The 22220-nt window shown below is 34.4% G+C and carries 21 protein-coding genes and 2 pseudogenes; 10 read left to right on the forward strand and 13 right to left on the reverse strand.

What is annotated here, in order from left to right; genetic code table 11:
• Positions 1-3322: pseudogene (locus ABIQ27_RS03810) on the reverse strand (hypothetical protein); the annotation flags it as partial.
• 163 nt (positions 3323-3485) lie between these two features.
• Between ABIQ27_RS03810 and folE the strand changes: the two are divergent.
• The 5 genes from folE (at position 3486) to ABIQ27_RS03835 (ending at position 7476) form a co-directional block, all read left to right on the forward strand.
• Positions 3486-4157 (forward strand): GTP cyclohydrolase I FolE, encoded by a 672-nt coding sequence (gene folE, locus ABIQ27_RS03815; protein ID WP_348032208.1) that lies wholly within the window; start codon positions 3486-3488, stop codon positions 4155-4157.
• A 110-nt stretch (positions 4158-4267) separates the two neighbouring features.
• The gene (gene cysS / locus ABIQ27_RS03820; RefSeq protein ID WP_348032210.1) at positions 4268-5746 is read left to right on the forward strand and encodes a cysteine--tRNA ligase; all 1479 of its coding nucleotides are present in this window, start codon (positions 4268-4270) and stop codon (positions 5744-5746) included.
• Between the two features lie 8 nt (positions 5747-5754).
• Positions 5755-5997: a membrane protein insertion efficiency factor YidD gene (gene yidD, locus ABIQ27_RS03825; RefSeq protein ID WP_348032214.1), complete on the forward strand. Its 243-nt coding sequence runs from the start codon at positions 5755-5757 to the stop codon at positions 5995-5997.
• 70 nt (positions 5998-6067) lie between these two features.
• Positions 6068-6973: a prolipoprotein diacylglyceryl transferase gene (gene lgt, locus ABIQ27_RS03830; RefSeq protein WP_348032216.1), complete on the forward strand. Its 906-nt coding sequence runs from the start codon at positions 6068-6070 to the stop codon at positions 6971-6973.
• Between the two features lie 74 nt (positions 6974-7047).
• Positions 7048-7476, forward strand: a complete 429-nt coding sequence (locus ABIQ27_RS03835) for a hypothetical protein (RefSeq protein WP_348032218.1) — start codon at positions 7048-7050, stop codon at positions 7474-7476.
• A gap of 46 nt (positions 7477-7522) precedes the next feature.
• Here ABIQ27_RS03835 and ABIQ27_RS03840 read toward each other — a convergent pair whose 3' ends face one another.
• A complete protein-coding gene (locus tag ABIQ27_RS03840) occupies positions 7523-8563 on the reverse strand; it encodes an RluA family pseudouridine synthase (RefSeq protein WP_348032220.1) in 1041 nt (346 codons plus the stop codon).
• Complete coding sequence (locus tag ABIQ27_RS03845) at positions 8553-9170, reverse strand: PASTA domain-containing protein (RefSeq protein WP_348032222.1); 618 nt, start codon at positions 9168-9170, stop codon at positions 8553-8555. The genes ABIQ27_RS03840 and ABIQ27_RS03845 overlap by 11 nt, the downstream gene beginning before the upstream one ends.
• A 92-nt stretch (positions 9171-9262) precedes the next feature.
• Here ABIQ27_RS03845 and ABIQ27_RS03850 point away from each other — a divergent pair, with 92 nt between their 5' ends.
• The 4 genes from ABIQ27_RS03850 to ABIQ27_RS03865 all read left to right on the forward strand — a co-directional run bounded on the left by ABIQ27_RS03850 (position 9263) and on the right by ABIQ27_RS03865 (position 11964).
• Positions 9263-10249, forward strand: coding sequence for a D-alanine--D-alanine ligase (locus ABIQ27_RS03850; protein WP_348032224.1), 987 nt, complete (start codon positions 9263-9265; stop codon positions 10247-10249).
• Between the two features lie 3 nt (positions 10250-10252).
• Positions 10253-10864, forward strand: a complete 612-nt coding sequence (locus ABIQ27_RS03855; protein WP_348032226.1) for a zinc-ribbon domain-containing protein — start codon at positions 10253-10255, stop codon at positions 10862-10864.
• Between the two features lie 156 nt (positions 10865-11020).
• Entirely contained in the window at positions 11021-11479 is a 459-nt protein-coding gene (coaD, locus tag ABIQ27_RS03860; RefSeq protein WP_348032228.1) for a pantetheine-phosphate adenylyltransferase, read from the forward strand.
• Positions 11476-11964, forward strand: a complete 489-nt coding sequence (locus ABIQ27_RS03865; RefSeq protein ID WP_348032230.1) for a hypothetical protein — start codon at positions 11476-11478, stop codon at positions 11962-11964. Before coaD ends, ABIQ27_RS03865 begins: the two co-directional genes overlap by 4 nt.
• A gap of 8 nt (positions 11965-11972) precedes the next feature.
• Here the strand turns inward: ABIQ27_RS03865 and ABIQ27_RS03870 are convergent.
• Positions 11973-13322: pseudogene (locus ABIQ27_RS03870) on the reverse strand (DEAD/DEAH box helicase).
• Positions 13323-13428: 106 nt separating this feature from the next.
• Positions 13429-13995, reverse strand: coding sequence for a hypothetical protein (locus ABIQ27_RS03875; protein WP_348032232.1), 567 nt, complete (start codon positions 13993-13995; stop codon positions 13429-13431).
• Between the two features lie 252 nt (positions 13996-14247).
• On the opposite strand from ABIQ27_RS03875, the gene ABIQ27_RS03880 reads away from it, so the two are divergent.
• A complete protein-coding gene (locus ABIQ27_RS03880; protein WP_348032308.1) occupies positions 14248-15081 on the forward strand; it encodes a winged helix-turn-helix domain-containing protein in 834 nt (277 codons plus the stop codon).
• Between the two features lie 58 nt (positions 15082-15139).
• On the opposite strand, the gene ABIQ27_RS03885 is transcribed toward ABIQ27_RS03880, so the two are convergent.
• The 8 genes from ABIQ27_RS03885 to ABIQ27_RS03920 form a co-directional block, all read right to left on the reverse strand.
• Positions 15140-15613 (reverse strand): hypothetical protein, encoded by a 474-nt coding sequence (locus tag ABIQ27_RS03885; RefSeq protein WP_348032234.1) that lies wholly within the window; start codon positions 15611-15613, stop codon positions 15140-15142.
• The gene (locus ABIQ27_RS03890) at positions 15610-16260 is read right to left on the reverse strand and encodes an FMN-binding negative transcriptional regulator (RefSeq protein WP_348032236.1); all 651 of its coding nucleotides are present in this window, start codon (positions 16258-16260) and stop codon (positions 15610-15612) included. Before ABIQ27_RS03890 ends, ABIQ27_RS03885 begins: the two co-directional genes overlap by 4 nt.
• Positions 16261-16347: 87 nt before the next feature.
• A complete protein-coding gene (locus tag ABIQ27_RS03895) occupies positions 16348-16773 on the reverse strand; it encodes a PH domain-containing protein (protein ID WP_348032238.1) in 426 nt (141 codons plus the stop codon).
• 158 nt (positions 16774-16931) lie between these two features.
• On the reverse strand, positions 16932-18044 hold the full coding sequence (locus tag ABIQ27_RS03900; protein ID WP_348032239.1) for an aminotransferase class I/II-fold pyridoxal phosphate-dependent enzyme: 1113 nt from the start codon (positions 18042-18044) through the stop codon (positions 16932-16934).
• A gap of 206 nt (positions 18045-18250) precedes the next feature.
• Positions 18251-19579 (reverse strand): serine hydrolase domain-containing protein, encoded by a 1329-nt coding sequence (locus tag ABIQ27_RS03905; protein WP_348032241.1) that lies wholly within the window; start codon positions 19577-19579, stop codon positions 18251-18253.
• A gap of 153 nt (positions 19580-19732) precedes the next feature.
• Positions 19733-20767, reverse strand: a complete 1035-nt coding sequence (locus tag ABIQ27_RS03910) for a S41 family peptidase (protein WP_348032243.1) — start codon at positions 20765-20767, stop codon at positions 19733-19735.
• Positions 20768-20771: 4 nt separating this feature from the next.
• Positions 20772-21209 carry a MarR family transcriptional regulator gene (locus ABIQ27_RS03915; protein WP_348032245.1) on the reverse strand — a complete coding sequence of 146 codons (438 nt, stop codon included), beginning with the start codon at positions 21207-21209 and terminating at the stop codon, positions 20772-20774.
• 407 nt (positions 21210-21616) lie between these two features.
• Entirely contained in the window at positions 21617-22219 is a 603-nt protein-coding gene (locus ABIQ27_RS03920; RefSeq protein WP_348032247.1) for an NUDIX domain-containing protein, read from the reverse strand.
• Position 22220: the final 1 nt, after the last annotated feature.

Below are 22220 nucleotides of genomic sequence, written 5' to 3' on the forward strand. Positions count from 1 at the left end.
TATAAGTAAACACACCTGATGCTGCAGTAGAAACCGGAAGTGTATAGGTGTTTCCTGTACTTGCCGGAGTTGTTACCGTAGTTGTTCCTCCATCTGTACTATAGGTAAAAGTATATGGTGCTGTTCCATTTGCTCCAGTAAAGGTAATATTTGGACTAGGTGCATTTTTACAAACCGTTGTGGTTCCTGTTATTGTCGCGGTAGGCAAAGCTCTAATGGTTACCGTTGCTGAACCAGTTATAGTTCGTGAACAAGTAGTTGTCGGATTCAAAACACTTACTAAAGTATAAACAGAATTAATTGTAAGGTTTGGAGTCGTTACAGTAGCTGTTCCTGAAGCATTTAAAAAGGCTTGGGCAGGGTTTCCATCAACAGTATAATTAACTGTTGCACCAGGTGTTCCAGTAAAAGTTATAACTGTATTAGTACCCGAACAAATAGTTGTTGTACCGGCAATAGTAGCCGAAGGTAATGGATTGACAATAAGATCAAAATCTGTTGTATAGTATGTCCCTGGAGTAATGGTACTCTCCATTCTGATATATATGGTTTGATTTGTTCCAACAAAATTATTTATCGGGCTTATCTCTGTACCTGGTACTCCGGCATTAGCGAGTGCTTGAGATGTATAATAGGTTATTGTATAATCCGCGGGGCTTTCACTTCCTAAGGCAATTGCCGTTTGAGGAGTTAAATTAAAGGATGCGGTTCCACTTCCAAATGAACTCTCACAGCGCGTCAGATCTGGAACCGGTGATATATTTCCGCAGGAAATTATTAAGTCAAAAGGTTTTACAACGGTACATCCATAGGCATTCACATAAATTGCCATATATATGGTTTGTCCTGAACTCACAAAAGCTGTTGGATTTGTAATCGGACTGGTTATAGTAGCTGCATCAGCAGCAGTGAGATGGTATGAAATATCGTAATCTGTAGGATTTAATGCTCCTAAAACAACACTTGCGTTTGATGTTAAATTAAAAGTATTAATACATTGAGTTATATCTACCGGCGAATTTGTTAAATCCGGATTAACATTTAATGTTACAGAAGTAGTAGCAGTTTGTGGCACACCACATACATTATAAACTGCATTTGCCGTGTAAGTTGTAGTTGCAGTTGGGCAAACAGTAATATTTGGTCCTGTACCAATTGGTGTTGAACCTTGTAACCAATTTATAATAACTGAAACAGGTGGTCCTGTTGGTGTAAAACGCCAAGCCTCTGGAATAGTTGTCACCGACCAGCTTCCTGTATCTCTTCCTGGAGCTGCTACCCATTGAGCTGACGAACCTCCAATCAAACCTATAGCTCCTGAACCAGCCCAAGGCGATCCGGCAACTCTTCTTTGTACAAAAACTTCAATGATATTTGAAACCTCATACAAAACAATTTGTGATGTTTGAAGTCCCGGACTAGTTGCAACAGAATTCCATTGACCCAAGTTATAGAAATTCACAATAAGTTTTCTACATGGATAAGTTCCCTGAAGAACCCAATTGACCTGACGGTCAGCTGCAGAAGGTGGTACACCCATATCTGTATCTTGGTATACTCCGAAAATTGACTGTGATTGGTTTTGCCCTGATATTGGCACACTTGTCGCCGGCCATGGGCAGAAAGAACCCGGTGTCTTAGGCACAAAGGTTAGCAAACCATTAGTCCCCGCATTACATGAGGTATAATTTTGTCCGTAGAAACAGAAGTTAAATGGCAAATTAATTACATCTGACCAAAAATCATCTCCACCTGTAATTGGAACAACATTATAACTCGGATCAATAAAAGGGTAAGGACAATATGGTATCGAAGTCGCTGCATAAGTTGAAGTAGACGGAACATCAGAGATATTCGCTTGTATATTTCTACATTCTCCCGTAGTACATAAAGTCAAATCTAATGGCAAACTAGTTGGTCCCGGAATAGTTCCAACAGTAGCACAACCATTTGGAACAACAGTAATAGTAACAGTAATCCCTGTATAATTTCTTTGACAAAATGTAGCGAAATTTTTAATACTAACTAGAGTATATACAGTAGTTACATTTAAAATAGGAGTTGTAAATGTACCTGTTCCACCAGCACCTACAAATGGAGCATAAGTATGTCCGAAATTATCCGTTAAGGTTACGCTGGAACTTGGAGTTCCTGTGATACTAATGACTGCCGTATTTCCTGGACATATTGTTCTATTCCCTGTAATATTAGCTACAGGTAAAGGATTTACAGTAACAGTGAGTGATCTTGTAACTGTACATGCGCCAATTGTAGAAGAAGCAGTATAGACAGTTGTACCTGCCGGAGATACTGTTGGGTTAGGAATATTAGGTGTTGTTAAACTTGGATCTGCCGGAGCAGCTGTCCATGTATATGGATTGGGACTTCCTGTAACAGAAAGTGTGGTTGAACTTCCTGCACAAACAGGAACATTGCCGCTTGTTGTTAAAAAAGGGCCAACAACAACATTTCCTATCGTTGCCGTGGCAGCAGTCGGAAGTGCGCTATCTGTAACAGAAACGGTATATATTCCGGGAGGCACTCCGACAAAAACACCAGTAGCATTATTCAGAGTTACCGGACCGGTAATATTATAATTTATATAAGGCAATGTACCTCCAATACCACTAACAGTTATTGAACCGTCACTAGCTGTAGCACATAATGCATTAGTAACATTATAGGTAACCATAAGGTCATCAGTAAGCATAAAATCATCTACAGCAAAATCATTTCCGACTGCACTTGTATTTGCATTCCATAATTCAATAGTTGCTGTGGTAGCTGCGGCTGTGAAAGAATAAACGACATGCTTCCATCCTAATGAAGGCAGCGGTGCCAATGTTGTACCTGCCACTAAGGTTAGTCCACTTCCTCCTGTTAACTGTATATTAATATCCGCTTGTGATGCCGGACCTGTAACCAAACTCGAAACTGATTTAATCCAATAACTAAATCTGTAAGTAGTTCCTATCGTTAACGTTGTGATTCCAGCTCCTGTATTTCCGGCTTTCCAAAACCTGGGATTTCCGGCAGTTGTATTACCATCAATAATCAACATTCTACCATTCCCGGATGTGTGATCCGAACTTGGAATAAAATTAGCGGTATTTATGATGTTGGGGTTTGTGGTGAACGCAAAGTTTCCTGTTGTAGTTGTGCCGGAATAAGGACTGTTTAAAAGCGTGTATCCAGCGCCATTGGTAACAAAACCAATCCCGGATCCTCCGAGTTCAAAGCCTGGATTAACAATTAAATTTTGTGAAAACAGAGAATTTGCAAATAAAAAAACAAGTAGTAGTAGTGTTGATTTTTTTTTCATATTTGGGAACAATTTTTTTTAGCAGCGAAATTTAAGTAATTTTAAGAAATAATTATCTTAAAATTTCTAAAATTTTTAATTAACAAAACTATTCCCAACAGATTAATTATAATTATTTATCTTTGTGTTTTAAATTTCAAAACCCGAATTAACAAAGAATTTGATGATAGATAGTGACCAATTTAATGAAGAATTAGGCGAAAATCATATTGCAACAAGTGCACAGAATCCTGTAAGAAATGATGCGTTTACTTTATCCGATGAACAAAAAATTGAACAAATAAAAAAAGATGTTGAAAATATCCTGCACACACTGGGAATGGATTTAACAGATGATAGCATAAAAGGAACACCAAATCGTGTTGCTAAAATGTTTGTCAAAGAAATTTTCGGAGGATTAAATCCAAATAAAAAACCAAAAGCTTCCACTTTTGCCAATAACTACAAATATGGTGAAATGCTGGTCGAAAAAAACATCACCCTCTACTCTACTTGTGAGCATCATTTATTACCAATAATCGGTAGAGCGCACGTTGCCTATATCTCTAACGGAACGGTTGTAGGACTTTCTAAAATGAACAGAATTGTAGATTATTACGCCAAAAGACCTCAGGTTCAGGAGCGTTTAACGATGCAAATTGTTCAGGAATTACAACAAGTTTTAGGAACTGAAGATGTGGCTTGCGTCATTGATGCCAAACACCTTTGCGTAAATTCACGCGGAATTCGTGATGTTGAAAGCAGCACGGTGACTTCTGAATATGGAGGAAAATTCAATGACGAACAAACCCGCAGAGAATTCCTGGATTACATCAAATTAGACACCGAATTTTAATAGCCCAGATTGACGCGACATCCTTTATTTTTAGGATTGGCCTTTGTGCCAACAAAGGCCAATCCTAAAAATAAAGATATAGCAGAAAGCTGGAAATAGCTCCTAATAAAATGCAATTATATAAAAACCATCAACTAAAAATATACAACTCTCTTTCGGGAGAAAAAGAAGTTTTCAAACCTGTGCATGCAGGAAATATTGGCATGTATGTGTGCGGACCAACCGTGTACAGCAACGTGCACCTTGGAAATGTTCGGACTTTCATGTCGTTTGATATGATTTTCAGATACTTTTTACATTTAGAATACAAAGTCCGCTACGTGAGAAACATCACCGATGTTGGCCATATTGTGGATGATGTGGATGATGGCGAAGATAAAATTGCCAAAAAAGCACGTGTCGAGCAACTCGAACCAATGGAAATTGTACAGCGTTATACTGTCGATTTTCACGATGTTCTGAATCAGTTTAATTTTCTTCCGCCAAGTATTGAACCAACCGCAACCGGGCATATCATTGAGCAGATTGAAATCGTAAATCAGATTATTGAAAAAGGATTTGGTTACGAAAAGAATGGCTCTGTTTATTTTGATGTGGTGAAGTTTAACATAAACAATCATTACGGAAAACTAAGTGGCAGAAACATTGACGATATGCTTGCCAATACCCGCGACACCGACGGTCAAAGCGACAAGAAAAACCCACAGGATTTTGCGCTTTGGAAAAGAGCCGAACCGGAACATATCATGCGTTGGCCTTCGCCCTGGGGCGTTGGTTTTCCTGGCTGGCATCTAGAATGTACTGCTATGAGCACCAAATACCTTGGTGAAACTTTTGATATTCACGGTGGCGGAATGGATTTGAAATTCCCGCATCACGAATGTGAAATTGCTCAGAATGAAGCCTGCACAGGACATAGTCCGGTGAATTATTGGATGCACGCCAACATGCTGAATCTGAATGGTAAAAAAATGTCAAAATCGACAGGGAACAATCTGCTCCCTGGTGAAATATATTCGGGTGGAAGTCCGTTTTTGAGCAAGCCTTTTTCTGCTAATGTGGCTCGTTTCTTTATGATGCAGGCACATTACCGAAGCATTCTCGACTTTACTAACGACGGAATTGTAGCTGCCGAAAAAGGATTTAACCGATTGATAGAAGGCATTGATATTCTGAAAGAATTAGAGCCAAGCGCTGCTTCTACTCTTGATATTGCTGCCTGGAAACAGAATTGCTATGAAGCAATGAATGACGATTTCAATACGCCAATTTTGATTGCAAACTTATTTGAAGGAATTCGATTTGTCAATTTGATAAACGATGGAAAAGAAACTCTTAATGCAGCCGATTTAAAAACACTTTCGGAAACCTTAAATACGTTCACTTTTGATGTTATCGGAATCAGAGATGAAAAATGTGCTGCCGATAATTCAGAAAAATTAGATGGTGTTGTTGAAATGCTGATTGGTATGAGAAATGAAGCCAGAGCGAATAAAAACTTTGCGTTGTCTGACCAGATTCGTGACCAGTTGTTAGTACTTGGAATCCAGTTAAAAGACGGAAAAGACGGTACAACTTTTACAGCTTAATATCAAATATGTTGAAGAAAATTGCCATAGCGCCATTACTTGTACTTATTTATTTTTACAAAATTGTATTGTCTCCGTTATTGCCCTCAAGTTGTCGATTTCAGCCAACATGCTCTACATATTTTATCGAAGCGTTAAAAATTCATGGTCCATTTAGAGGAACTTATTTGGGCATTAAAAGAATTGCAAGCTGTCACCCTTGGGGAAAAAGCGGCTATGATCCAGTTCCTGAAAAAAAATGTGCGCATTAAAGTTTCCTTAATTTGATAGACTTTTTAGAACAAATTACTATTTTTACATCCACACCTAACCCAAAATAACATGATCTGGAATCCATCAGAAGGAATTAATATTGGTTTTTTTACTATCCGTTTTTACAGCTTAATGTTTGTCATTGCATTTGGGCTTGGATGGTACATAATGAAACATATTTTTATTAGAGAAAAAGAGTCGCTTGAAAAATTAGACACGCTTTTTATTTGGACCGTTATTGCCACTTTACTTGGTGCACGTTTGGGTCACGTTTTTTTCTACGATTGGGAATATTACAGAAATAATCTATTAGAAATTTTACTTCCGTTTAGATTTAATCCACAGTTTGAATTTACCGGTTTTCAAGGTTTAGCAAGTCATGGAGCTGCAGCTGCCATTATTATTTTTATGTATTACTATAGCAAAAAAGTAATAAAAAGACCTTTGCTTTGGGTTTTGGACAGAGTAGTAATTCCTGTAGCTTGTGGTGCTATTTTTGTTCGGATTGGAAATTTCTTCAACTCCGAAATTGTTGGTAAAATAACTAATTCTCCATTTGGTGTTCGCTTTATAAGAGATTATTATTCTCCGAAAGAAGTGGTTAACTTCACTAAAATTTCAAATGTAAACGATGCCTATCACGCGCTTGTAAACGATCCAAAATATGCCGCACTTTTAGAAAAAGTTCCGGCAAAACATCCTGCACAATTGTATGAAGCTTTTGCTTATGTATTTGTATTTTTTATTCTCTTTTTCTTGTATTGGAAAACCAAAACAGCCGAAAAGCATGGTTTATTGTTTGGTTATTTCCTAATCCTACTTTGGTCAGTTCGATTTGTAGTTGAATATGTAAAAGAAAGCCAAGGTGGAATTGAAGAAACTTTCGGATTGCTTTCAACCGGGCAATGGCTGAGTATTCCTTTTATTTTAGTCGGAATCTATTACTTATTCGTTGCCGAAAAACCAGTAGAATAATTTGTCGTAATTTTCTTTTTAAATTAAAATATAATATTACTTTAGCCCACTCAATAAAAACCTAAAATACTATTATGAAAAAAAGAATCTCTATTACTGCTTTGTTATTATCGATGACAATTGTATTAAATAGCTGTGGTGTAATGTTTGGCGGAAGCAAATACCAAGGAACTATCATCGCAAAAGACCATCCTAATGCTGAAATCTATGCAAATGGAAAAAAATTAGGAAACGGACAGGCAACTGCACTTTTTCCAAGAGATAAAGAATTGACAGTTGAAATAAAAGAACCAGGCTGCGAAACAAAAACACAAACATTTGCTAAAGCATTCCGTACCGGAAACTTTATCTTAAGTGTTGTAAGCTGGGGATTACTAGGCTTAGCTGTTGACTTAGGAACTGGAGCGTCATACAAACCAGATCATAAACACAATCCTGCAATTCAAAAAGTTACTGATAAAGAATATACTTTTACTGTAGATGCTCCGGCCTGTAATAAATAATTCTATTTATATTCAATAAAAAGCCCTGATTTTATCAGGGCTTTTTTTATTCTTCTTCGTTTGCATTTGACTTAGCGTAATTGCGCCATTTCTCGATACAATCTGTCATATCTTGTGGCAATTCGGTGTCAAACCGCATAAATTCTTTGGTAACAGGATGTACAAATCCCAATGTTTTTGCATGTAATGCCTGTCTTGGCAACGTCTTAAAACAATTGTCTATAAACTGTTTGTATTTGGTAAAAGTGGTTCCTTTCAAAATCAAATCACCGCCATAACGTTCGTCATTGAATAAAGTATGCCCAATATATTTCATGTGCACACGAATCTGATGCGTTCTTCCGGTTTCCAATTTGCAGGAAACCAACGTAACATAACCAAAACGCTCCAAAACTTTATAATGTGTAACTGCATGTTTTCCAATATCGCCTTCAGGAAAAACAGCCATTTGCATTCTGTCTTTCACGTGACGCGCAATATTGCCTTCTACGGTTCCTGACTCTTGTTTTACATTTCCCCAGACCAACGCAATATATTCACGTTCCGAAGTTTTGTCTTCGAATTGTTTTGCCAGATGCGTCATCGCCTGCTCTGTTTTGGCAACGACCATAAGTCCGGAAGTGTTTTTGTCAATTCGGTGAACCAATCCTGGTCTGTCGCTTGAATTCTTTGGCAGGTTTTCAAAATGAAAAGCCAGAGCGTTTACTAATGTTCCTGTATAATTTCCGTGTCCGGGATGAACAACCAATCCTGGTGGTTTATTGATAACCAAAAGCGATTCATCTTCATAAACAATATCAAGTGGAATATTTTCGGGAAGTATCAGGTTTTCAAATGGCGGATGTGACAACATCACACGCACCACATCAAAAGGCTTAACGCGATAATTTGACTTTACCGGAATATCGTTCACCCAAATGTTTCCATCTTCGGCAGCTTTCTGAATTTTATTTCGGGTTGAATTAGCAACCAATTGCATCAGGAATTTATCGACACGCAACAACGATTGTCCTTTGTCAGCAACATGTCGGTGGTGTTCAAATAATTCCTCTTCTTCTAATTCAGGCGTATCGTTATTATTGAGCATCTACTTCGGGCATTTTTGTGGTATCAACTTCGGTAGTATCAACAGTTTCTTCATAAGTGATTTTTCCATCACCAAGAACCAAGTCAATTTTGGATGATTTCAGGATTTTATCACCAGCTTTTAGTTTCTTTCCGTTCTGGCGCAATTCAAGAACCATATCTTTTCCTAAATAAGGCTTATAGGTAATCTCTCCTTCTAACAAACCTACAGCTTCAAGTGTTGGAACTGCCTGACGATAGGTTTTCTCAATCAAATCAGGTAAGCTGACCATCGTATATTTTGAAGCGTTTATTTTGATATAAATCTTTCTTCCTTCTTTTACTTTTGCACCAGCTTTTGGCTCTTGATCAACTATAGTCAACTTTGGAAAATCAGGTCTGAAATCAACAGTGTCAAGGATTATATAATCTAAATCGATAGCGCTTAATTTTTCTTCAGCCTGTTCTGCAGAAAGTCGGGCCAAATCAGGAACTGTAATTTCCTGTCCGTGATGTGTGGTATAAGTTATCCAATGAAAAAATAAATATGCGATAGCGGCAAAAATTGCCATAGCGGCAAGAATTTGGGCAAAAAAAACTCGACTTGTTAAATACGCACGTAAACTCATAAAGAAATTTAATTTGCACAAAGATATAAAAAACATAAAGGTATTTGGTTTCAAAAAAATTGATAATTTTGTTTAAACTAAAACTTACCTAAATGAACGTAGCAGTAGTAATGGGTGGATATTCAGATGAATCTGTAATATCATTACGAAGTGGTCAATTAATCCTAAATCATCTTGACAAAACAAAATACCAACCTTTTGAAGTCCACGTACTTAAAGACGAATGGTATTGCGTAATCGATTCGGTAAAATATCCTGTCAACAAAGGTGATTTTACTTTTACCAAAGACAATCAGACCGTAAAATTTGACGTTGCCGTAAATACCGTTCACGGAACTCCGGGCGAAGACGGGCATTTACAAGCTTATTGGGAACTTATTGATTTGCCTTATTCGGGTTGCAATTACTATCAATCGAGTTTGACTTTTAATAAAAGAGATACACTTTCTGTGTTATCAAAATTTAATATACCAAAAGCAAAATCCATTTATATAACCAAAGGCGAAGCCATTGACGGAAAGAAAATTGAAGCCGAATTAGGTTTGCCATTCTTTGTTAAACCCAATCAATCCGGAAGCAGTTTGGGTGTTTCGATGGTCAGCACTTTAGAAGATTTACCTAAAGCTTTAGATTTTGCTTTCGCGGAAGACAATGATATTCTGATTGAATCCTATCTAAACGGAACCGAAGTTTCTGTCGGAGTTTTGAATTATAAAGGAGAAACCACAGTTTTGGGCATTACCGAAATTCTTTCTCAAAACGCATTCTTTGATTATGAAGCTAAATATTTAGGAAAATCAGAAGAAATTACGCCAGCCAGAATATCAGCAGAATTAGAAAAATTGGTCGTAGAAACCGCCAAAAAAGTATATGAAGCCTTAGGAATGAGTGGTTTTTCAAGAACTGATTTCATCATCATGAATGGCATTCCACATTTTATCGAAATCAATACCAATCCTGGTTTGTCGCCACAAAGTATTTTTCCGCAACAGGCAGCGTATGCAAATATTCCATTCAGCGATTTGTTGGATAACGAAATTAAATTAGCTTTACAAAGGAAACCTATCTGGAAAAAGTAAAATATGTTCTTCTACGGCGTAAAATCAAAATCACTAAAAAAAGGAATGTTAACCAGCATTCATTGTGATTATTGCGATGAAGACAGCGAAATGGAATATAATTTTCTTCAGAAATATTTCCATTTGTATTGGATTCCGCTTTTCCCTTTAAAAAAGAAAACAGAAGTTAGCTGTGAAAATTGTGGCCACCTATTTCAAAATAAGGAAATTACAAAAGACATCACTCAAAAATTAAATCGGGTAAAAGACCGCTACCCTACCCGAACTCCGGTTTGGGCATTCTCGGGAATAATCATTTTAGTATTATTCTTCACTTGGGCATTTTGGCAATCCGGAAGACACGAGGTTGTTGAAGGCGATTACATTAAAAATCCAAAAAAAGGCGATATCTATTTTTTAAATTTTACACCAGGTAATTACACGACGCTGCGGATTGATAAAGTAGATAAAACCAATGTTTACTACACACTGAATGATACTTCGGTTTATAAATACACCAAAGTCTTTTTTATAGAAGATGATAAATATTACACCAACAAAAAAGGGATTTATACACGTCAAAAAATTGAGGATTTTTACAAAAAAGACAGCATCATTTCGATAAAACGAAAATAAGAGTAACGGAAATATTGCGTTCAGCGATTTGCCTGATAACAAAATAACCTTAGCTTTACAAAGGAAACCAATTTGGAAGAAATAAAATTGCTGTCAGTTCTCAGTTTTCTGTAAAACTGACAACAGATAACTCACAACAGATAACTGAAAACTACAATGAAAAAAGCAGTATTCCCAGGTTCGTTTGACCCAATAACCAATGGTCATTATGATATTATTAAAAGAGGCGTTTCGCTTTTTGACGAAGTGATTGTTGCGATTGGAATCAATGCCGATAAAAAATACATGTTTTCGCTTGAAGACAGAAAAAGATTCATCGAGGAAACTTTTAAAAATGAACCAAAAGTAAAAGTGATTACTTATGAAGGCCTGACGATTGATTTGTGCCGAAAAATGGAAGCTAAGTTTATTCTCCGTGGTTTGCGGAATCCGGCCGATTTTGAATTTGAAAAAGCCATCGCTCATACCAATAGAAAATTGTCCAAAATTGAGACGGTGTTTCTGTTGACTGCTTCAAATACTTCTTATATTTCCTCAAGTATTGTTCGTGATGTAATCAGGAATAATGGCGATTACACGGTTTTGGTTCCGGAAAGTGTTATAGTTAAGAAATGAAAATTTTAGACATCTTTAAACCAAAAAGAATAGTTAAAACTGTTACTGTTTATATTTCAAATAAACATTCCGAGATAATAATAGCTCCTATTTCAACAGAAAAAAATAGACCTGGATATTATTTTGAACAAGAGACTTGTGAAGTAATTGATTTAAAAAGTTCGCCTGAAATTATTGGTGAAGCTATAAAACGTAATTTCAACAAGTTTCGCATTGCCAAAAATAACAATTCGGGAAAGGTAACTGATTGGCCAGGTTTAAAAACAAGCAAAGAAAAAACTAAAGTTGGTTTTGAAAAAAATTATACTAGAATATCAGTTACAGGTTGTAACGAATACAATATCAGTTTTGAAATCGAAACAATATTAAATTATCAATCAGAAATTGATTTGATTACTACAATTTCAGCATATGGTGATAACTCCAAATTAGGAACCAGAATCTTGAAAATTTACAATTCAGATATTTGTGAGCGAAAATTTTAAACTGAACACTACTCCTCCACTTTCTTAATCACTTTACGCGCAACTTCAATCTTGAATTTCTTGCCTTTCATTTTTTCGTCCCTAATGGCATTTAGTAAATCTTTTACTTTTTTGGATTTTACTGCTGCAAACGAAATGAAATCTTTGACTTCAATCAAACCCAAATCACCTTTTTCAAGTTTCCCTTTTTGCGAAAAGAAACCAACGATGTCAATCTTGTTTAGTTTATTCTTCTTTCCACCGCTGATATAAATTGTTTGGAATTCCGGTGGTTTTGGCAATGAATTGGAATTGTCAACATTTAAAACTTTCATGCCGTAGTTGATATAATCCATTTTTTTCTCACTTTCGTGATTAATGATATAAGCCGTTCCTGTTGTTAACATTCTCGCGGTTCTTCCGTTTCGATGCGTGAATTCATCTTCTTTTGATGGCAGATGATAATGAATTACATGTTTCATTTCAGGAATATCCAAACCACGTGCGGCCAAATCGGTGGTAACCAAATAACTCACACTTCAATTTCTAAACTGGATTAAAGCGCGCTCTCTTTCATCCTGATCCATTCCGCCGTGATAATACGTAGCATAAATTCCTTTTTCGTTTAACGTATCGCTAATGCGTTCGGCAGCATCACGATGATTACAGAATATAATCGCTGATTCTGATTTCAATGAACAAATCAAATTGAAAAGCGAATTGATTTTGTCTTTATCTTTAGAAACAACCATCTTCATATCCAGATTGCTGTTCTCTTCATTATTCGGAATAAAATCCAAAACGGTCGGATTGACAACTTTGGTATATCTCGGAATTTCAACATCCGAAGTTGCCGAAACCAAAATACGTTTGTTGACTTTGGTCAATCTCGAAATGATAAACGACATCTGTTCGTGAAAACCAAGCTGTAATGATTTATCAAATTCATCCAAAACCAAGGTTTCGATATAATCCGTTTTGAAAGTTCCTCTGTCGATATGATCCATAATCCTTCCCGGCGTTCCAATTAAAACCGCTGGTGGATTTGACAGATTCTTGATTTCTGTTTCGATAGAATGTCCGCCATAACAAACATTTACTTTGTAATTAGTTCCCATTTTTTTCCAAACCTGCTCAATCTGCAATCCCAATTCGCGTGACGGAACCAAAATCAGGCATTGAACCCTGGTGTTGATATCTTCGTTCAGCATTTCAAAAATTGGAAGTAAAAAAGCAAGCGTTTTTCCCGAACCTGTTGGCGAAAGCAATAAAACATTAGCATCATTCAGAATGGCTTCCGAAGCTGTTTCCTGCATTTCGTTTAGCCTTTCAATACCTAAATTCAGAAGTAAATTGTTGGAATGTGGATTTTTATACATGCAGCAAAGGTAAAGCCAATTACGAATTATGAATTATGAATTACAAAATAAAATTTGAAATCTCGCCAAACGCCTCTTGTTTGAATGTATTATATAATTTATTTACTTAGCAACCGTCTTTGCTAGGTGGCCTTTTATAAATCATTTTACTATCTCGTTCTACATAATCGCCCGACACTATTGGATATAAATACTTGGGCGCGTGCGATACGCTATGGCTTTTTATAATTATTTTGTTGTTAACTTTCAGGCTATGCAATTGCTCAAATTCATTGTTAAAATTCAAAATATTCTTTCCAGAATTTTCTGTACCAAAAGCAAGAATATAATCGTCACCATTAATCCTTACCATTACTCCGAAACCTAACCTTGAGCCTGGCGGAAGAGAAAGAGAGGTTATAACAGCCTCCATATTGGTATAATCTTTAATGTGATTGCTTATTTTAGCTTCAGCGGCATGCACTTTTTTACCTGCGGGAGACGCTTCCCATTTTTTGTAAATTATACCATCAGGAGTAGCCTCCCATTTTTTCAGTTCGGCTTCTCTTTCAGCAGCAGAAAATGGCTTTAAGGTTAACCTTTTAGAAGTTTCATTTTTAATTTCGCTATTAGCAAATACCAGTCCGCTTACCACAACCAGCGATAAGATCAGCACATAAATAACTTTTTTCATAATTTTTGGGTTTATTAAATAACATAAAGATTCTTTTGATTAATCAGATTACATAGAAATTTTTTTATTTTTCATATCCTTTCAAATTGATTCAACAAAATTACTTTGATATCTTAAGACATAAAGTATTTGGATTGTAAATAAAAATGTAAACTTTGTAAATAATAACTTGACACTATGCATCTTATTCAAAATTTCATCTCAGGAAAACGCAAATACCTGTTTGGGTTGATATTCCTTTCGTTTGTGTGTATGATCTGTGCGGCTTTCACTATGGAAGATAGTGACGGATTTGACTTTGCCAAAAGGGAAGTTTTAATCCGCAGCATCGGACACGAACTACTTTTACAGTCGGGCGATAGCACATCAAGAGTGCTTCCGGTAAAAAAGATTGCAGCCAATGAATATCAAATCAGCTTTGAGAATGAGCTTACTTTTCAACCGAAATTGCTAATGAATACAACAAGGCGTTTGTTGTCCAAAGACCCGCTCGCACGAGATTATGTTGTTAACGTTCTGAACTGTGATGACTCAAGTATAGCCTATGGATATGCCGTATCCAAAAATAAAAAAGATGATGTTGTAACCTGTATAGGAAGAAGACAACCCAAAGCCTGTTACATAATTAACATTAAATTCAAACCGACAGGAACAACTACAGCAAAAAATGGATATCTTTTGGGCAGCCTCTCATTTTTAGCATTTGCCGGTTTTATTTTTTTGAGATCTGCTAAGCCGCGAAAAACTTTACCTGACGGTCAACATACTAATATGTTCACTTGGGGATCGGTGTTGTTTGATGCGAAGAATCGTAAACTCATCATAAATGGAGAGACAATAGACCTGACCGGAACAGAAGCACGTGTATTGCTCATTTTCGCATTGTCTCCCAATGTTACCATAGAGAGAAGCCGACTGCAAAAAGAGATTTGGGAAGATGAGGGTGTTATTGTGGGACGAAGTCTGGATATGTTCATATCTAAACTTAGAAAAAAATTAGAAGTAAATCCCAATATCAAAATTGTTGTGATACGCGGAAAAGGATACAAACTTGAAATTACACCCGTACAGGCAATTACGAATTAAAAATTACGAATTACGAATTAGGAATTAAATTGAAAACGCTGTTAGTAGATTGGCTTTTTTATGCTTCTATTTCAAAAATTTTTATAAAATCATTTTCAAGTTTCTTTTTTTTCCACTTTACAGAAAAATGTAGAAATAGCGCCAAACCAGCTATAATTGAGTTCATTATTAAAACTATTTCAAAAGATTCCGATACACTATAAAAAGTCAAATTAAACATAACAAAAGCAATCAGCGGAAAGTATTTGAGCCAATAATAGCCGAATCCAATTGGTTTTAGTTCGTAATTTATTTCTGTTTGGTTATTTTTTTTTGATTTGAATTCTCCTGAAATTATAAATGGAGTCGCATAAATAATAGTATTTTTAGTTAATTCAAATTTTGTTTTATTGTATGTGCCAAAGAATATTTTCTCAGACTCTCCAAACGCATAAAAGACAGAAAATGGAGTTCCTAATATCCTTGGACTTCCATACTTGGTGTTTTTATTTAAACGTTCGCTAAATTCTGCAGGGTTTATTTTTGAAATCATTTCTGGTTTTTACTATCAGGAAACAATTCCTGCGTACGTTTTTCCATTTCACAGGCAATTATTTCTCCGTCGCCACCTTGTTCTGTAAGTTTTGCTTTGATGTTTTTGTAGCTTTCGGCATCTCTGTCCTGACTCAATTTAAAAACATGTTCTAATGATGTTACTTCGATTTCAAATGCGACAATCAACTTCATGAGTTTTTGTTTAAACGCTTCATCAACATTGTCAAAATAGGTAGATGATTGTTTGTTATAGCCTTCAAAATGAAGCGTGGTTTTTCTAAGTATGTCAATCAGCGCTTCATCATCTAAAAACTTGATTAAACCTTTGGCGTGGACCGACATATAATTCCATGTAGAAGCCATATGTGGATTGCTGTACCAGGTCGCGCTGACATAAGTATGATGTCCGGTAAAAACCACCAATACATTAGGATTGTGCAAAAACGTCAAATGGTGATCGGTGTTTTTCATGATATGTCCACGCAATATTTTCTTTCCGTTTTCTTCTTCAATAAATACCGGAATTTGTGTAGCAATTGGTTTGTTGTCTTTATCGCAACCTGAAATAAACGCAAACGGATTATCGTTTATAAACTGTTTGATTACTTCATCGTTTTTTTCTTTATAGTCTGGAAGATCGTACATGGTGATTTTTGTTACGAGTAAAAATTGTAATGAGTTATTGGACAAACTGCTGTTGTGCTTTGGCTTTGTGTGTTTTAAATTTCTAACTTATGTTATTTTTATGTTATTGTTGATTTCCAATATTTTATTTATAAAAATGTCATTCGTTTCTGGACTAATATAAATTACTTCAAATTTTCTATATTTTAAAATTAATCCATTTCTTGCAGTTGCTGGTTTTAAACCTGACCAAAGGGTTTTGGCTTTCATGATTTCTGTAATTTCTTCGATTTTTATTTTCCCTCTTATTGGACCACTTTTATATTTTAATTCTGTTTCAGACAATTCATATTCAGTTCCGAAATACAACCAAAATAATAGACCAATCAACATTACCATTAAAATAGCTGTGAATATAAATTCAAATTTTTCTCTTTGAAAAAATATTTGAATTAGAATAATTGCGATAAACAATCCACTTAGTCCTAATACAAAAAATTTAAAAAAATTATCTTTTCTACTTTTGAATTTCATCTCTATTTTTTTAGGTTGCACACAACGTTCAAGCGCTTGGCAAGGTTGCAAATTTCGGAACAAATTATTTTCTGTTAAAGATAAAAAATCTTGATAAACGTGACGTGAACTTACCGCAAAATTCGCATTCTTGCCAAACGGCCGTTGGTGGCAGTTTTTTATTGTATTGCTTTAATGAATTTTTTCATTTCGTCCATTTTACCAACTGTAATCCTTGTCCATTTACCTTGCTCTTCATAAATTCTTCCCCCTTGAATAGTATTGTTTTCTAATTGCTTGAAATAGTCCTTGCTATATTTTGCAAGTGAAAAATAGATAAAATTTGTATTAGAAGAAATGCACTCACAATTTAATTTTTTGAGTTCGCTGATAGTATATTGTCTTACATTTTCATTTAGCAAGTAGCAATTTGAAACAAATTTATCATCTTTCAACGAAGCTATGGCAGCAAGTTTTGATAATACACTAACGCTATTATTTGTATTGGATTGCAAATTTGCCAAATTATCAATTATTGTTTTGTTCGCAATTGCATACCCAATCCGTGCTCCAGCCAAACCATATATTTTGGAAAATGTTTTGGCGATAATAATATTTTTGTGGTCATTTACGATATTGCTAAGGGATTGCTGTTTAGTAAAGTCCAAATATGCCTCATCAATTAATACAATTGTATTTTGTGAAATCTTGGTTACAAATTCTACCAATGCTTCTCTTTCACAAATTGTTCCTGTTGGGTTATTTGGATTACAGATATAAACAAGTTTTGTATCTTGGTTTACAACTTCCAACATAGCTTGCAAATTAATTTTCTTGTCTGCAGTAAGTGGTACATTATTTTTCTTTAAACCTAAATTATCTAATGTAACTGTCCAATAATCATAGCTTGGGTCTGCGATTACATAATTTCCTTTGTCAAGTGATACAAATTTTGCAACCAAATCTAAAATTTCAGTTGAACCAGCTCCCAACAATATGTTTTCATCTTTAACACTATTTCTTTTTGCAAGGTCAGAAATCAGTTGTGTCGCAACATCCCAATTATATCGGTTACTAATATTCGCATTGTCTACAAATGCTTTCCTTGCTAATGGAGATGGACCATAGGGGTTTTCATTTGAGCGTAAAAAAATTAAGTTATCATGATTTTCTAAATTCTCAAAAAAGTCTTCTGAGATAACAGGAGATGCATAAGATTTTACATTTGTCAATCCAATGCCTGCAATTCCTAATCCAATTTGTTTTAACCAAAGTCTTCTGCTATTTTCCATATTTCCTTTTTTTTAATTTGACTTTAAAAAAATAGTTTGTTACAACCGCAGAGTGTTAAAATTGCCACCAACGTTCCGACGCTACAAGAAGTGGCGAACTTCGGAACTGCATATTTTCCACTAAGATAATTTTTCTTGCGAAAGAAAAATATGAATTTAGCAGATTTCTCGCCATTTCTTGAAACCGCTGTTAGCGGTTCGTGCTTTTATTGTTTATTTTTCATTACAATTTCTTTCACGCCTCCTTTTGTCAAAATTATAGAATTGTAGATGCCTGATTTATCCTTTATAAGTTCTATTGTTCTGTCATTATTGTTGGCTTTAAAAAATTTCGTTTGTGATTCGGGCAAAAGTTCTGTTTCTGAATTGTTATAATATAGTTTTTCTCCAATTTTGATTATTTCAATTTCTCCATACTTGCCTATGTATTTATCATAAATTGAATTGTCTATTTTAGTTTGATAATGTTTGTATGGAAGTTCTATCGGCATTTGTAAGGCAATTGCAGAAAGCCCATAAGCAATTATGTACGAAAATGATTCATTGTTAGAAAGTACTGTTACAAAAAGACTATCATCTGTAAATCGGTTGAGTGAAGTCATTGCTCCAAAAAAACCACCGTCATGAGAAATAAGTTGATGCCCATGATTATAAAATGGATTAATAATAAAACCATATCCCCAATTTTCTTTGCTATAAGGCGTAAACATTAGTTTTTTCATTTTCTCTGACAAAATTGTTGTTCCATAAAGTGCTTTATCCCATAGGGCTAAATCTTCAACGGTAGAATAAACTCCATCATGTCCAATATTGATTTTCCAATTTATATAAGGGTTGTTTGTGTATTTATTATCTTCTAAAATATAATTTTTAGCCTTTTTAGGAATCAAGATTTCGTTGGTAATCACTCCAGAGTTTTTCATTCCCACTTTTTCAAATATATGTTTGTTTAAATAATCGGCGTATTTTTCTCCTGAAACTTTTTCTATAATTTTTGCTAATAAATAATAACCAATATTGCTGTATGCCGTTTTTGTGCCAGGCGAAAATTCATAAGGCATTTTTTTAATTTCATTGTATGCAGAATCTGCAGACATACTACTTGTTGCTATTTCTTTAAAACCCATTGCAAGGCCTGAAGAATGAGATAATAACATGTGAATTGTGACGCTATCTGCTTTAGGATAATCTGGGAAGAACTGACTAAGTTTATCATTAAGCGAGAGTTTTCCTTTTTCTACTAATTGAAGAATTGCAGCCGCTGTAAATTGTTTAGTGACCGAAGCCAATTGATATTTTGTATCAATTGTATTTTTAATATTCCATTCATAATCTGCTAAACCATAAGCTTTTTTTAGTAAAATTGAACCGTTTTTTGTAACAATAACTGTTCCGCTGAAATTATTTATTTCGACTTGAGCTTGCATATATTTTGCAAGATTAGTTGATATGTTTTTTTGTCCAAAAATTATTGTTGGAAGAAGAATTAAAATTAAAGCGATTCCTAATTTTGCGGTTTTACGTATTTTTTTCATTAAAGTTTGAAATTATTTTAGTTAGTATTTTGTCAATTAATTCAACTCATTTTCTAATAATCTTTTAAGAATTGCATGTTTTTTATGTTTATGATAAGAGTTAATAATTCAATTGCTTTTTGAAGTACAAAGTTTAGAAGTGACTAAAATTTTCTACAATTGTGATTCTAATTTTAAAATGCGTGCTTTAATTTCATCAGCAGTTAATTCCATTTTAGTATTTGTTTTCAATAAATTTTCAAGTGCAATAATTTGAGCTTTTATTAACGCTTTTTCAGAACTTATTTTTATATCAGTATCAATACCGATATGTTCCCAATTAGTATTTGTGATTGAGCTTTTTTCAATTGAAACTGGTATAAATAAATGATATTTGTTGCCAATAAAAAACACTTTTACTGGATTTGCCGCACCATATGTTTTATCTCCAATTATTTTTGCAATTTTATTTTGTTGTAAATCATATGCTAAAGCTTCAGCAGCAGAAATAGTTTTGTTATTTACCAGAATAAATACGGGTTTACCTATATACTTTTGACCGTTCACTTTTTTCGCCGTGTAAGCTTTTGTGGTTTTATGATTATACCTTGTATAAGCCTCGCTTAATTTTATTTTATTTTCAAAAAAGTAACTTAAAAAAAGTCTTACCATTTTGCTATCTCCACCTCGATTGTTTCTTAAATCTATAATCAAAGCGTTTGTATTTGAAACAAAATTCATTGTAGCATCTAAAATTTGTTGAGCAGGTTTATTTCCTTCGGGAAATCCGGTATATTCAATGTAACCAATATTCCCATCTAATCTCATTACTTTTTCAAAGCCATAATTCCATTGTTTATTAATAGCATCATATTCTTTTAGCATTTCCTTTTCATTAACTACTTTTTCTTCTTCTTCATTTGGACGGTATAACACATTGAAATGCAAATCATTTCCGTTTTTGGTTAAATAGTTGGAAAGCGATTTTGCAAATTCTTTATCAGTAAGATTATCAAAAGTTTTAAGTTCTATTTCTGATTTTAATTTTTTAGAAAGTTGATTTGCCACATCTTCGAAAATGTAGTATTCATTAATGTTATCGGCTATTTCAATTATTTGTTTATTTCGTTCAGTCAAATCCTGAGCATTTGTTTTTAAGTAGAAACTGCTAACAAGGCTAAGTAATAATAGATTAAATACTATTTTCATTTTTTTAGATTTTACAATTAGTAATTATTTTATTTAAAGTTTTATTGAGTAAATCAATTTCTTCCAATGACAACCCATTTAGTGCTGTTTTTCTGTTTGTTTGGATAATTGGCGACAATAATTCAATTGTTTTTTGTCCTTTTTCTGTGATTTCAAGGTTAAATTTTCTTCTGTCTAATTCGTTTATTTTTCTTGTCAGATACTCTTTTTTCACCATTAGTTCAATAATTCTAGTAATTGAAGTATTGTCTTTAAAAATCAATTCAGCTATTTCCTTTTGAGAATAATTAGGATTTTTATTAAGCACAATTAATAATAGACATTGGTCAACTGTTATATCATTTACAATTCTCCCTATGTTTTTCTGTGAAATTTTTCTATACTCTTTTATTGTTTGTTCAATTGTATAGAGGACTGTTCCTGTTGGATTGCTTTTTTTCATATTAAATTAGTTGATGTAAATATAATTGATGCAAATATAGTTGTTGTATCAACTAAATAAAAATAATTTAACAAATTATTTTTATTTTTTAAAAAAATTGTAGTTTTTTAAATGAGATTTCTGGTGAGGTAGCATGACCGCTAACATTATATATGCGCTATTAATTTGTTTCTTCTCTTTCAAATATAATCATTAACTATTACACACGAGCAAAGCGACTGCCGAAGGAAATCATCAAACAGTTTTGTGTGAAAAATTTTTAAAAATCAAAACTCACACACAAATAAGTTGGCACTTCGACAGGCTCAGTGTGACAGTTAAGTGCGATTGTGTTTTCCAGTATTACAATTAAAAAGATAAATGTCAGTCTGAGCCTGTCGAAGACTTTCTTTAATAAAAAGAAACTACTATTTCAGCAGCCTTTCTTCTTCAAATAATAATTTGATATTTTCATACGAGTTTTTCAACGCTTCTTTTATTTGCTCGGGGTTGAGCCAAACCGCTTTTTCTATGCCTTCATTCGCCTGCGGAAATGGAATCCCATCAAATTTAGTCTGCATTTCAAACCAATGCGTGACTTTCAGTTTATACTTTCCGTTGCGTTTAAAAACATGGTAGGTTTTTTGAAGTTTTCGGGTAATGGCTAATTTGTCGACACCTGTTTCCTCTTCCACTTCGCGCATAGCAGTATCTTCAATTTCTTCTCCTCTTTCGATTCCGCCTTTTGGTAAATCCCATTTTCCGTTTCTGAAAATGAACAAAACTTCGCCTTTTTTATTAAAAACCAATCCACCTCCGGCTTTGCAAACCGGAATTTTTTCTTTCAGTTTTTTCAGAATCGCTTTTTCATCGGGATAATACAAATAAGCTTTCTGAATTTTGTTCTGAAACATTTTGATGATGACTTGCTCAAAATCAATGCTTTCCAACAAAAACAACTGAAAATCGGTCTCTTTGGCGATCTCGTTGGTTAAAAAAAGTGGTTTATCGTTGACAAAAACTTTATACATT

Source organism: Flavobacterium sp. (genome assembly GCF_039916025.1).
In the GTDB taxonomy this organism is placed as follows: domain Bacteria; phylum Bacteroidota; class Bacteroidia; order Flavobacteriales; family Flavobacteriaceae; genus Flavobacterium.